The organism is Exiguobacterium sp. s46 (genome assembly GCF_018618875.1).
In the GTDB taxonomy this organism is placed as follows: Bacteria; Bacillota; Bacilli; order Exiguobacteriales; family Exiguobacteriaceae; genus Exiguobacterium_A; species Exiguobacterium_A abrahamii.
On the sequence record NZ_JACSMY010000001.1, the window covers coordinates 85,566 to 99,126 of the forward strand.

Here is a 13,561-nt window from a genome sequence, read left to right on the forward strand (position 1 = left end):
CCCATATATCTTGAAAACGAGCGAGGGAGAAGCGGTCTTATAAAAAAAGTGGTCCGGCTTCTCACAAGAGAAACCGAACCACTTCCTATCATCATCCGTTTGAATGTTGTTTTTGCTTCTTCTTTTTGATGAACGAGAAAAGGAGAAACGCGATATACAACGGAACAGCAACGAACCAAAACGTCGACCACTCATTGCTACGCGCAATCATGACATACGTCACGTACAGCAACGTAAAGGTGATGACGAACGTATGGCGCGGAACGGGAATGTCTTTAAAACTTGGAATCTTGACACGACTGACCATCAAGAAGGCAAGACCTGTAAAGACGAGTGGGACCATCAAGTCGTTCATTCGTCCGCTAAACAACGTGACGACGGCCAAAATACCACCTGCCGCTGTAATCGGTACACCTGAAAAATAAGCAGATGCCACATTCGTTGCCGATAAATTAAACCGAGCAAGACGAAATGCGCCAAACAACGGGAACAGAGCAGAGATTAGTAAACCAACTTCTCCGAATTCATAGAAATACGTATAGTAGGCCATCATTGCAGGTGCGACACCGAATGTCACGATATCTGCTAATGAGTCCAGTTCTTTTCCGAAGTCGCCTGCTACACCAAGCATCCGAGCAAGACGTCCATCCAGACTATCAAGCATCATCGCGATGACGATTAGTAAGGTGGCATTTTGAAAATCACCTTTTGCTGCCATGACGATGGCTAAAAAACCACAATACAGATTTCCGAACGTAAATAGGTTGGGTATTGAATTACGAACACGATCTTTCCACAAAATGATTCCTCCTGCCACTTCATCGATACTACTCATCATACCATAATTAGGAGATGGAATTCAGCCGTTCGTAAAGAGAATCCCCTGAGTGAAAGATAAAAAATCATGAGGATTCAACCGAACTTGATGTCCACGTTTTCCAGCGGATATGATGATGAATGGTTCATGGATAGCACGATCCGATAAAAGAACCGGAAAATTCTTCTTAGCACCGATTGCAGAGACACCGCCTCGAATATAGCCAGTCAGACCTTCTAACTCCTTCATCGGAACAAGCGCGACTTTTTTCGAATGCAATGCTTTAGCCGCTGCCTTTAGAGAGAGTTCTTCTTCCCCCGAAATGACGACGAAGACATATTTATTTTCGACCATTTTCAAAACAAGGGTTTTAAAAATGGTCGAAAGGGGGTAATTAATCTTTCTAGCGACGGCTTCAGCAGATAAATCATCAAGATCAACAGGATAAGTGAGGGATTCGAAGTCAATCTTAGACTGCTTCAGAAGCCTCTCGACGTTCGTTTTGCTCATGTGTTTCTCCTTTGACGAGAGAGTATTGGACCCATTTCCGTCCATGCCAACGCTTCATGGCGAAAATGCCACGGAACCATTCGTCAGCAGAGAAGGCAATCCAGATTCCAAGTAAACCGAGACCGAAACCAAGACCAAGTGTATAACTGAGGACGACCGCGATTCCCCACATCGATAGAATACCGATGGCGACAGGGAAACGAACATCTCCTGCCGATTTAAGAGTTCCCATGAGCACGATGTTCATCGCGCGACCTGGTTCAAGAATGACGCTTGCCCAGAGTAGTGGGATACCGATTGCAATGATTTCAGGACTCGATGTGAACACTGATAGAATCGATGAACCGAATGAAGCAAGAGCGACAGCTGAGATGAAGCTTGCGAAAACAGCAATCTTCAATGTTTTCACAGCACGTCCATATGCTTGTTCAAATTGTTGCGCACCAACTTGGCGTGCGACGAGTAATTGCGTTCCTTGAGCGATGGCAAGCGTGAATAGGAAACAAAGCATCGTGATGTTTGATACATAAACACGAGCAGACAACGCTGCTTCACCAATTGTTGCGATGAATCCTGTGATGATGAGTTGTGAGAATTGATAGGAGATCCCTTCACCAGCAGATGGGATTCCGATGTTCATGATTCGTTTCACATCCTCACGATTGAAATGAATCAAGTCTTTTACTGTAAAACGTAAAGAAAGTTTGCGGTAAACGACAAAGAACAACACAAGGACAGCGATTGTTCGAGCGATGACGATCGACCAAGCGACACCAGCAACACCGAGAACGGGAATGCCGAAGAGTCCAAGAACAGCGATGACGTTACCAAAAGCACTAACGAAATTCATGAGTAGCGTGACGTACATAGCATTTTTTGTGAATCCATGACTCCGGAGAATCGCACCCAGTGTCAATGAGATGGCTTCTAAGAAAAGGAATAGACCAACGATCTTAATGAACGTTTCGCCATAGACGAGCGTCTCTCCTTCTAACGAGAAAAACCCAAGGAGTTGTCTTCCGAACAACACCACGGTCAGAGAAACGATGAGACCGGTATACAAGTTAATCGCAAAAGCAGAACGAGCCGTTTGACGAGCGTTTTGCGTCTTTCTTGCACCGAGGTACTGACCAATGATGATCGTTGCACCGACCGAGGTGATGTTAAAGAGAATAATGAAGATGTTCAAAATTTGATTGGATACACCGACTGCTGCAGCGGCGCTATCTGAGTAATAACTTAAAATCAACGTTGCAATGATCCCAAGGCTCATGTGCAAGGCAATCTCGATGAATAATGGCCACGTAATGTGGAATAAGCTTGGTTGCTTGACTGTTTTCATAAATAAATCCCCTTTGTTTCATAAAACGAATAGTGTTTCTTTATCTTTTTGAAACTATACGCCTTCGATTTTCATAATGAAAGAGGGTTTTTTGTCTTTCATCGAAAAAAAAGAGATTTAAAAGGATTTTCATAAAATATCACGAATACATCATAATGAACAATCATTCATTTTTTAAAGGTAGGGGAATCCGATGAAACGAGAAATGCATTATGTCGTCAAGGATCAAATTGCAACGCTAACGCTAGCTCGACCCAAACAACTGAATGCATTAACGTCGAACTTACTAGAGGAGTTGGCAGACGCTCTAGAAGAAGCGAATCAGGATGAGGAAGTACGTGTCATCGTCTTGACTGGTGAAGGACGTGGATTTTGTGCAGGGCAAGATTTGAAAACCGTCTCGCCTGAGCTCGATCATGGTGAATATCTACAGCAGTATTACCATCCTGTCGTTCGGGCACTCGCTAAATCGAAGAAACCGACGATCGCTGCCATCAATGGTGTAGCGGCAGGTGCTGGGTTATCACTAACGCTCGCCTGCGATTTCCGGCTCGTCCACGCTGAAGCGAAATTGTCGCTCGGATTCATCAATATCGGTCTCGTCCCGGATGCAGGAGCGCCGTATTTCTTACCTCGGCTAATCGGTGCGGCAAAAGCAACGGAGCTTGCGTTACTCGGTGACACGATTTCAGCAGACGAAGCCGTTTCGCTCAACCTAGCAACACGAAGTATCGAATCAGAGAAATTTGTAGAAGAGGTCACAGCGTTTGCTCGTCAGCTGGCAGATCGTCCGACAAAAGTGATCGGGTACATCAAGCAGCTGCAAGCAGCGAGTTATGAAAATAACTTGGAGGAAATGCTTGCTCAAGAAATCATCTATCAGTCACGTGCTGGAAAAACGGAAGACCATCGCCATGCTGTTGAATCCTTCATCGAAAAAAAACGCCCTGTTTTTGTCGGACGATGAATCGAGCATACTTTATAGAAGAAAGACGTCGGAAACGCACGATGCGCCGACGTCTTTTTAATTCAATTTCTTTTTGATTTTTCGTGCGGTCGCATGTGTACGGTTCGTCAATCCTGTAGAGATACGGAATAGTAGAATTCCGAGAAAAGCAGAAACAAAAATGTATATCCCGGTCAACGTCACGAATGCACCACTAGCGAGCGTGATGAAAAGTATCGAAAATTCACCACGTGGACCCAGACAAAAGCCAGATTCGATCGCATGATAATTCGATAAACCAAAGGACCTTCCGCCGAGGTAACCGACTAAGAATTTAGAGACGACTCCCCAAATGACAAGAGCGAAGAAAAATAGATCAATCGGTAATCCGTCAGTCAACTCGAATGACATTCCGAACGTGATAAAGAACAATGGTAATAATAAGTCTTGGAACGGCGTGACTAGTCGTCTAAGATAACGCGTCTCATCCAGTTCGGTTAACAAAATACCGATGATGAAGGCACCAAGTACTTCGGATAGACCAAATAAGATTCCAATTCCAGAAAACAATAAGATCAAGCCGATGATTCCGATGCCGGCATCAGGATGTCGATAGAGGGAGTCGACTAACCGTCCACGTCTTCGGATAAACAACGTCATGATCATCAGAGCAATGAAGAAGAAGGCGAACCCGAGAAAGATGATGCTGATTTTGGCAACCGAGAACGTCTCAGTCCCTAAAACGAACGGGGCCGTCGTCAGTAGGATTGGTGCCATCAAATCTTCGAAGACGAGTAAGGACAGCACGAAGCGATTCACATCCTGATGTTTATCCGGTTCCCGATCGAGCAGCCGAGCAGAAATCGAAGAACTCGTCGCATACAAGACACAGCCAATCAAAAACGATTCGGCGACTGAAAAGCCAAACGATAGGGTCAATAGGATAGTCCCACCAAACGAAAGTAGAATATCAATGACTCCCGCTTTCCAAATGGAACGGAGCTGAATCAGCAAGTCCGCCACTGAAAATTTTAGACCGAGTAAAAAGAACAGGACGATGATGCCCGCTTCTCCCCCGAGTTTCAGCTCTTCGGGAGGGTCGTAATAGAATCCAAGGACGATTCCGATCAAGATGAAGGCCAGAATACTCGGGACGTGGAATCGTTCACTCAAGTAACTGATCGTAAATAAGCCGATGAGGATGAGACCGGCGTAAAAGAAAATTTCCATGGAGGATGTCCTCCTTTCTGTACCCTATACCCTAATTCGATGGCATTCATTAACTTGTTTCTCTCCTGAAGAACGGATACAGAAAAAGCCTGGACACAAACTTCTTTTTAGAAGGTGAGTGTACAGGCTTTTAGATAATTATAAGACTTGAACGATCGTTCCAGAATACGCAGGGAGAGAGACATCAAGTGTCTGCTGGTGCGTGTTCGTCAATAAATCAAGCCCCCGACCAGCTTGTGGAGCGGTCAACGAAACGGGAGCATCTGAATTGTTGAAGTAGATATAATACAATCCTTCCGGGCTCATGCGACGCATGATGATTGTATTCGTCTCATCATTCGCATGAACGAAAGAGATATGTCCTTTGTTCGCAAGCGTCTTATGCTGCTTTCGAAGCTGTAACAAATGTCGCGTATAGGCGAATAACTCCTGATCCTGCTCCTCTGGATCCCACGGCATGCATTTTCGGCAGCCTGGATCTTGATCGCCATCGAGACCGATTTCATCACCATAATAGATGACGGGACTACCTGAGAACGTCAACATCGATAACAAGAGAAGGCGAAGCTTCTGTTTGTTATTGCCAGCGCGCGTCAACGCACGTGGTGTATCGTGTGAACCGATCAAATTAAAGGTCACTTCATTGACATTCATCGTGTTTGAGAACAATACATGCGACATATCGTTCGCATACGAGCTTGCTTTAGTCTTATCCAAGGCAAAGAAGTTCAAGGCGGCATTCGTAAATGGATAGTTCATGACGGCGTCGAACTGGTCACCGAGCAACCATTCCTGTGAGTCATGCCAAATTTCACCAAGGATATACGTGTCAGGGTTGACTTCCTTGACGACTTGACGGAAATCACGCCAAAATGCGTGATCAACCTCGTTGGCGACGTCGAGTCGCCAGCCATCGATTCCGAATTCTTCGACCCAATAGCGGGCGACATGGAGTAAGTATGACTTTACTTCATCGTTCTCGGTATTGAATTTCGGCATTTCAGGTACGAAAGCAAACGTATCGTAGTTCGGCAATGGTTCTGTCACGAGCGGGAAATCACGCAGATGGAACCATTCTTTATAGGTTGAATGACTACCATGTTCACGGATGTCAGCGAATGCTTTATGGTGGAAGCCGGCATGATTGAAAACGGCATCTAACATGATGCGAATCCCGTGTGCGTGTAACAGATCGACCATTTCCTTGAATTTCTCTTTCGTACCGAACTGTGGATCAATTTCTAAGTAATCGATTGTGTCATATTTATGATTCGATTTCGCCAAGAAGATCGGGCAGAAGTAAATACCAGTGATACCAAGTTCAACGAGATAATCGATGTGGTCGATGACTCCTTGGAAATCTCCACCGAAAAGATTCGTCGTCGTCGGTGCTGTACTATTCCATGGAAGTGTACCAGCTGGATCATTCGTCGCATCGCCATTTGCAAAGCGATCTGGGAAGATTTGATACCAAACTGTATCCTGGACCCAATCTGGTGCAGTGAATACGTCGACTGCATTAAGGAAAGGAACACAGAAATAGTAGCCTGTATCATCGAGCGGTTTTTCATCGAACCATCCACGTTCCGTGAATACATGACTCGTTGAACCGTCATGGAGACGGAAACCATATCGTAGACGACGGAAAGGAGGTACGACATCGATGAACCAATAATCGTATAATTCATCTGATCCACTTCGCTTCATCGGTGTTTCAAATGTATTCCAGTAGTTTGATTTTGAGGGATCGAAGTTCCAATCGGCAGCATCTGGGTTTTCAGTATGCCAATCGTATGGATCGCCCCAAATCAAATCGACGCGATCAACGTCATTTTTTTTCGTTTGTAAACGGATGTGGATTGTTCGCTCATCGTACTTATAGACGAATGGAGACATCGCACGGTGAAACACAGCTTCTTTGAACATGGCAGTCACTCCTTAACGCAATCGCTTGCATCGTATTGATTATGTCTTCGACCTAAGAATAGTAAAGCGCTTTCTTAAAGTCAATTCCAATCCCGTGAAATCAAGGATTCCTGATAAAAGTCGAGAGTATGATGCAATCGTTTGCATCATTTTGTGCAAACAATAAAAATGAAAACGTTTTCTTTTTATTCACTTATTCTTTTTAGCGTTTGATTCAAATAATGAAATCAAAAATAAAAAGTTTTTGAAATGTAAGAAAATAATTGAATAAAAGGACTTGTCAAAAGGATTTTAGATTGTATAATAAAAATGTAAAGGTGATGCAAACGTTTTCATAAAACGCTTACAACCACTCGGTTGTTATCATGAGAAAATGGTTGTGCCTTTATGCAAACGTTGTGCATTAAAACTTATCATTCATAAGTTAACTTGGGGAGGAAATTTCAATCATGGAAATGAAAAAATTCGTAGCAGGTCTCTCTGTATCTGTCATGGCAATCGGTGCGCTTGCAGCTTGTGGCGGTGGATCGGATTCTGAATCATCATCTTCAGAATCAGGTAGCAAAAAACCATCAAAAATCGTCATCTGGGAAGACACTGACAAAGCTGAAACGACTAAAGCGGCAGCTAAAGCGTTCGAAGAAAAAGAAGGCGTCAAAGTCGAAGTTAAAGAAGTTAAGATGACAGATCAGCAAAAGAAAGTAGCACTTGACGGACCAGCAGGTAAAGGACCGGACATCATGCTTCTTCCGCACGACCAAATCGGTACAGTCGTTGACCAAGGGTTGATCGCGGAACTCAAGGATGGTGAAAAAGCACTTGAGCCATTCATCGATACAGCGAAGTCAGCAGTAACGTTTGATGGTAAAGTCTACGGATATCCAAAAGCAGTTGAAACACCAATCCTCCTTTTCAATAAAGATGAATTAAAAGAAGCACCAACTTCGATGGATGACCTATACAAGCTGTCTACTGAAAAGAAAAAAGACGGTCAGTACGGTTTCCTCGCACTTTGGGATAACTTCTACTTCGCACACGGTCCAATCGGTGGATACGGTGGGTATGTCTTCAAAGACAACGGTGGCAAATTGGATCCAGCAGATATCGGCTTGAACAATGAAGGTGCTGTCGAAGGTATGGATTATATCGGAAAATGGTACAAAGAAGGTCTCTTCCCGAAAGGTCTCATCGGTGGTGGCGGTGCTCAAGCGATGGATCAACTCTTCGGTGATAAAAAAGCAGCAGCTGTTATGAACGGTCCTTGGGCTGTTGCAGGATATAAAGAAAAAGGTATCAACCTCGGAGCATCTGAACTTCCGAAACTTCCAAACGGTGAGCCGATCAAAACATTCGTTGGTGTAAAAACATACGCGATTTCAGCATACTCGGAAAATGCAGAGTGGGCTGAGAAGTTCTTGGCATCACTTACTGGTGAAGAAAACGCTAAGACAATGTTCGAAAAATACAACGAAATCCCACCAGTCACTGCTCTTCAAGAAGATGCAGCAATCAAGGATAACGAAGTCGCAGCAGCAGTCTTCGCACAAGCGAAAAACGGTGTACCAATGCCGAACATCGCTGAGATGGGTCAAGTTTGGGAGCCAATGGCAGCAGCACTCCAGCTTGTTGCAACAAACAAACAAGACGCACAAAAATCAGCTGATGATGCTGTCAAACAAATCAAGCAACAAATCGAAGCAAACAATCAATAAGCGTAAATGGAACGCATGAATCCATGACAAAGAGATAAAGAGAGGGGGATCTTGGATTCCCCCTCATCTTTATGGTTGGAAGAGAAGCCTGAGGTCAGACATGACCTTTGGAAAGGAGAACGGACGATGGCTGCGATTGCAACACCACACCCGACGAATCCAACGCCTGAAAAAAAGACGAACCACCGCACGATTGCGGCGCTGATGTCGATCATTCCAGGAGTAGGACAACTATACAATAAACAGTTCCTTAAAGGCGCGACGTTTTTCGTCGTCGTACTATCATATTTTCTCGTCAACTTTGAACTGTTCTTCAAAGGAGCCGGAAATGGTCCTGGCGATCGCGGAGCGATCTGGGGCTTGATTACACTCGGTGAGGTACCAGGCGTAAGAGGGGATCACTCGATCTTTCTAATGGTCGAGGGCATCATTGCCTTGATTTTACTTATCTTTGGTATTGCCATTTACGTCTGGAACTTTATCGATGCGTATCGAATCGGTAAGTTACGTGACATGAACCTTGAAGTACCTTCCTTAAAGATGCAACTACGGAACTTCCGCGATAATGGATTCCCGTATGCGATGTTGATTCCTTCATTAGTACTTTTAGTATTCACGGTCGTCTTACCGTTAATCTTTACTTTCTTGATTGCTTTTACGAACTATAAGTTCAACAACTCGCCTCCTGCAAAGCTGGTCGACTGGATCGGGATTCAAAACTTCTTGAACATCTTTACGGTTGATATTTTCCGTGACACGTTCGTCAGCGTTCTTGGTTGGACGCTTGTCTGGACCGTTGCTTCGACGACAGGTGTCATCGCGATCGGTATCGGACTTGCAGTCTTGCTTAACCAAAAAGGACTCAAAGGGAAACGGTTCTTCCGTTCCATCTTAATCCTGTCATGGGCAGTACCAGCCTTCATCACGATTTTGATCTTCCGCTCGATGTTCAATGAGACATTCGGTGTCTTCAATACGACATTGTTACCAGCGATTGGTCTCGATAATGGTATCGAGTGGATGACAGATCCAACGTATACGAAGCTTGCTTTGATCGGGATTCAGTGGTGGTTAGGTTTCCCGTACATCATGACACTGACGACGGGGATCTTGCAGTCGATTCCAGAGGATCTCTATGAAGCAGCAACAATCGATGGTGCCACTTCAGGCGAGAAATTCCGCTTGATCACATTGCCGATGATTCTTTTCGCAACAGCACCGATCTTGATTACGCAGTATACGTTCAACTTCAATAACTTCAATATCATCTATCTCTTCAACAACGGTGGACCGGCAGTACCTGGTCAATCGGCTGGTGGAACGGATATCTTGATTTCGTGGATTTACAAATTGTCGCTTGGCTCGAACCCGCAGTATGGATTTGCAGCAGCGATCACGCTTGTGTTGTCGTTCTTCATCATGACGATTGCCGTCATTCAGTTCAAGCGTTCAAAATCATTCAAAGATGAGGATATGATCTAATATGAGAAAACAAAACCGAATCAACATGGCGTTGTCATATCTCATTTTGACGATCGCCTCCATCATTATCGTTTATCCACTTCTTTGGGTTGTTGGTACTTCACTTAACCCAGGGAAAAGTATTACATCGGATATCTTTCCAAGTAATCCGACTTTGATTCACTACTTCGATTTGTTTGATCCATCAAAAACGGATTATGGCATGTGGTATTTAAACACAATCAAGATTGCCGTCATCACGATGGTCGTCTCCGTCGCTCTAATCACGTTAACAGGATACATTTTTTCACGCTATCGCTTCGTCGGTCGGAAAAATTCACTAATCTTGTTCCTCGTGTTGCAGATGGTACCGCAATTCGTTGCCATTATTGCGATTTATGTCTTGCTTAATATGTTAGAATTGTTTGATACGCATCTGGCGCTCATCCTACTCTACTCGGGTGGCGCGATTCCAATGAATACGTATCTTGCAAAAGGATATTTCGATACGATTCCAAAAGAACTCGATGAGGCGGCACGGATGGATGGTGCCGGTCACTTACGAATCTTCTGGCAAATCATCTTACCGCTCGCAAAACCGATGGTCGCCGTCATCGCGTTGTTCAACTTCATGGCACCATTCAACGACTTCATTTTAGCATCGCTCGTCCTGCGTTCTCCTGAGAAACAGACACTTGCGGTCGGGTTGTACAACATGGTGTCGGAGCAGTTCGACAATAACTTCACGTTATTTGCGGCAGGTGCCGTATTATCAGCAGTTCCAATCGTTCTTCTCTTCTTCGCATTCCAGCGCTTCTTCGTGTCTGGATTGACAGCAGGTGGAACGAAAGGATAATCATAAGGGGGAAATCAGCGGCATGAGACGAGGCATAATGCTTCTCCTCTTGCCGCTTCTCTTGTCTATCGGACTTCAGCCGATGACGGGTGAAGCAGCAGGTTGGGAAAAAGAACGAATGTATTTCATCATGGTGGACCGGTTCGAGAATGGTGATCCGAGTAATGACCGAGAGGCGGATCCTGAAAATCCAAAAGCGTTTCAAGGTGGCGATTTAGCAGGCGTGACGAAACGTCTCGATTACATCAAGGAAAAGGGATTCACTTCGATTTGGTTAACGCCGATCTTTAAGAACCGTCCGAATGGTTATCATGGATACTGGACGGATGATTATTACGAGATTGATCCGCACTTCGGAACAAAGGAAGAGTTTAAACGTCTCGTTAAAGAAGCACATGACCGGGATATCAAGGTCGTCCTTGATCTTGTCGTCAATCATTTAGGACCAAATCATCCGATGGTGAAAGAAAAACCGGAGTGGTTCCATAAAAATCAACCAATCATGAACTGGAATAACCCGTCGGAAGTCGAGAATAACTGGCTGTTCGATTTACCGGACTTCAATACGGAAAATCCGAAAGTCGTTGATTATTTAGTTGATGTCGCGAACTACTGGGTCGATGAAACGGGTATAGACGGATACCGGCTCGATACGGTTCGCCATGTGCCAGCCTCATTTTGGGAAACGTTTATCCCAGCAGTAAAAGAAAAGCATCCGGACTTATTCTTGTTGGCTGAAGTATTCGATGGAGATCCGCGAAAAATCGCGTCCTATTCAAAATTAGGTTTTGATTCCGTGACGAACTTCCCGTTTTATTATGGAGTCAAGGATCAGTTTGCCCGCAAAAATGGTTCAGCGGAAGAGCTCGATTCAGTTTATAATCGAGATACTACGTTTAATCCGAATGCCAAGGGACTTGCAACCTTCATTGATAATCATGATGTCAAGCGCTTCATCACGGAAGCAAAGATTGGTGGAGCAGACGAAGAGGAACGGCAGCTTCGATTGGCGCTGTTTGCACTCTATGCTGCCCCGGGGATGCCGATCGTCTACCAAGGAACAGAGGTGGCGATGCCAGGTGGCGAGGATCCTGGAAACCGGATGATGATGACATTTGATCAAAACAAGAAGATGCAACAGTACGTAAAAACGTTGAACGAGATGCGTCAGGACTACCCAGCGTTTGCAACAGGGAAGCAACGCTTGATCGCAAAAACCGATCATATGGCAGTCTACTCACGGGAGACGAAACAACAACAAGTCGTTTACGCGATCAATCTTGGAGAAAAAAAGACGAGCTTACGCGTGTCTGCGAAAGAAATCGGTGATGACCAGCGTTTAAGAGGACTTTTATTCTCAGACTTGGTGCGTCAAGATGGTGACGCCTATGAGATCACGCTTGATGCAAATAGTGCGAACAGCTATGTCATCGAAAAGTCACAAGTCAACTGGTGGTCGATCATCGCAATTGGTGCGATTGCTCCGATTTTAGCGCTCATACTTCTTCTCGTTCACCGTAAACGCATGCAACGTCAAACAAAATAAAATACTTAACTAGGGGAAATGTGAGGTGAAGGGGATGCAGGTAACAATCAAGGATGTAGCACGGGAAGCGAATGTCGCACCCTCGACGGTATCACGCGTCATTGCGAATAGTTCACGCATCAGTCAAAAGACGAAGGAACGGGTGCGGCAGGCGATGGATGAGCTCGGATATTATCCGAACGTTCATGCTCGCAGTCTAGCGAATCGAACGACACAGGCGATCGGTCTCGTCATGCCAAGTGCTGCAACGAAAACACTACAAAACCCGTTCTTTTCGGAGGTCATTCGAGGAATCAGTACAAAAGCGCATCAAAATGGATATTCGTTATATATGACGACAGGTGTCTCGGAAGAAGAAGTATATGAAGGTGTCGTCTCGATGGTTCAGGGCCGTCGGGTCGATGGTGTCGTCGTACTGTATTCCCGTACGGATGACAAAGTCGTTCAATTTCTGCAGGATTCGAAGTTTCCGTTCGTCGTCGTCGGAAAACCATTCAGTGATTCATCACATGTCACGTATGTCGATACGGATAATTATCTAGCCGGTCGCGAAGTGACGAAGTACTTGCATCAACTTGGGCATGAGTGTATCGCATTCGTCGGAGGCGCACAGGACTTAGCTGTGACGCAAGAGCGTGTCGGGGGTTACAAGACGGCTCTCATGGAAGAGGGCATCCCGATTCAAGAATCCTACATCGTCAGTGCACCATTCATGACGACAGGAGGCGCCGAGGCAGTCAAACGACTGATGTCGCTTGAACATCCGCCGACGGCTGTCGTCGTAAGTGATGATATGATGGCACTTGGTGTCATGAGTACCCTCAATGAGATGGGGATCGGTGTGCCGGATCAAATGGCCGTCGTCAGTTTCAATAACTTGTTCATCGCAGAATTCTCAAGCCCACCGTTGACTTCTGTTGAAATCAACATTTTTGGACTTGGTTTTGAAGCGACGAATTGTTTGATTGAACAAATCAATGAAGATGCGACACCTTATGGGAAGCGCGTCATCGTCCCGCATTATCTCGTCGTCCGTCAGTCTTGTGGCGGAAAATCTGAAGCATGAAACGACAGTCTATTTTTAAGCCGATTGGTTTGAAAATAGACTTTTTTTGATTCAAATCGACGTCTATTTCTAGTAAAAGGAAGCGGTTGCAGAAAAAGAAATTTATTTTCGTGCAAACGATTGCATTGGTGCTTTTTATGTGTACAATA

General features: G+C 44.9%; 11 protein-coding genes. 6 read left to right on the top strand and 5 right to left on the bottom strand.

Annotation, left to right across the window (positions count from 1 at the left end):
- Positions 1 to 91 precede the first annotated feature (91 nt).
- The 3 genes from pssA to KNQ08_RS00485 are packed head-to-tail and all read right to left on the bottom strand — an operon-like array spanning position 92 to position 2,669.
- Complete coding sequence (pssA, locus tag KNQ08_RS00475; RefSeq protein WP_174316042.1) at positions 92 to 838, bottom strand: CDP-diacylglycerol--serine O-phosphatidyltransferase; 747 nt, start codon at positions 836 to 838, stop codon at positions 92 to 94.
- 21 nt (positions 839 to 859) lie between these two features.
- Positions 860 to 1,327 (bottom strand): Cys-tRNA(Pro) deacylase, encoded by a 468-nt coding sequence (gene ybaK / locus KNQ08_RS00480; protein ID WP_058265054.1) that lies wholly within the window; start codon positions 1,325 to 1,327, stop codon positions 860 to 862.
- Entirely contained in the window at positions 1,287 to 2,669 is a 1,383-nt protein-coding gene (locus KNQ08_RS00485; RefSeq protein ID WP_058265055.1) for an MATE family efflux transporter, read from the bottom strand. Before KNQ08_RS00485 ends, ybaK begins: the two co-directional genes overlap by 41 nt.
- Before the next feature lie 193 nt (positions 2,670 to 2,862).
- Here KNQ08_RS00485 and KNQ08_RS00490 point away from each other — a divergent pair, with 193 nt between their 5' ends.
- Entirely contained in the window at positions 2,863 to 3,636 is a 774-nt protein-coding gene (locus KNQ08_RS00490; protein WP_064300354.1) for an enoyl-CoA hydratase/isomerase family protein, read from the top strand.
- Positions 3,637 to 3,693: 57 nt separating this feature from the next.
- Here the strand turns inward: KNQ08_RS00490 and KNQ08_RS00495 are convergent, their stop codons facing one another.
- Positions 3,694 to 4,845, bottom strand: a complete 1,152-nt coding sequence (locus tag KNQ08_RS00495) for a cation:proton antiporter (protein WP_214724389.1) — start codon at positions 4,843 to 4,845, stop codon at positions 3,694 to 3,696.
- 138 nt (positions 4,846 to 4,983) lie between these two features.
- On the bottom strand, positions 4,984 to 6,771 hold the full coding sequence (locus tag KNQ08_RS00500; protein ID WP_214804367.1) for a glycoside hydrolase family 13 protein: 1,788 nt from the start codon (positions 6,769 to 6,771) through the stop codon (positions 4,984 to 4,986).
- A 455-nt stretch (positions 6,772 to 7,226) separates the two neighbouring features.
- Here KNQ08_RS00500 and KNQ08_RS00505 point away from each other — a divergent pair, with 455 nt between their 5' ends.
- From KNQ08_RS00505 to KNQ08_RS00525, 5 genes are all read left to right on the top strand, one after another.
- The gene (locus KNQ08_RS00505; RefSeq protein WP_214805653.1) at positions 7,227 to 8,483 is read left to right on the top strand and encodes an extracellular solute-binding protein; all 1,257 of its coding nucleotides are present in this window, start codon (positions 7,227 to 7,229) and stop codon (positions 8,481 to 8,483) included.
- Between the two features lie 126 nt (positions 8,484 to 8,609).
- The gene (locus KNQ08_RS00510; RefSeq protein WP_133207934.1) at positions 8,610 to 9,965 is read left to right on the top strand and encodes a carbohydrate ABC transporter permease; all 1,356 of its coding nucleotides are present in this window, start codon (positions 8,610 to 8,612) and stop codon (positions 9,963 to 9,965) included.
- A gap of 1 nt (position 9,966) precedes the next feature.
- Positions 9,967 to 10,800 (top strand): sugar ABC transporter permease, encoded by an 834-nt coding sequence (locus KNQ08_RS00515; RefSeq protein WP_050677686.1) that lies wholly within the window; start codon positions 9,967 to 9,969, stop codon positions 10,798 to 10,800.
- Positions 10,801 to 10,822: 22 nt separating this feature from the next.
- On the top strand, positions 10,823 to 12,346 hold the full coding sequence (locus KNQ08_RS00520; protein ID WP_214804369.1) for an alpha-amylase family glycosyl hydrolase: 1,524 nt from the start codon (positions 10,823 to 10,825) through the stop codon (positions 12,344 to 12,346).
- A 34-nt stretch (positions 12,347 to 12,380) separates the two neighbouring features.
- Entirely contained in the window at positions 12,381 to 13,412 is a 1,032-nt protein-coding gene (locus KNQ08_RS00525; RefSeq protein ID WP_035398727.1) for a LacI family DNA-binding transcriptional regulator, read from the top strand.
- Positions 13,413 to 13,561: the final 149 nt, after the last annotated feature.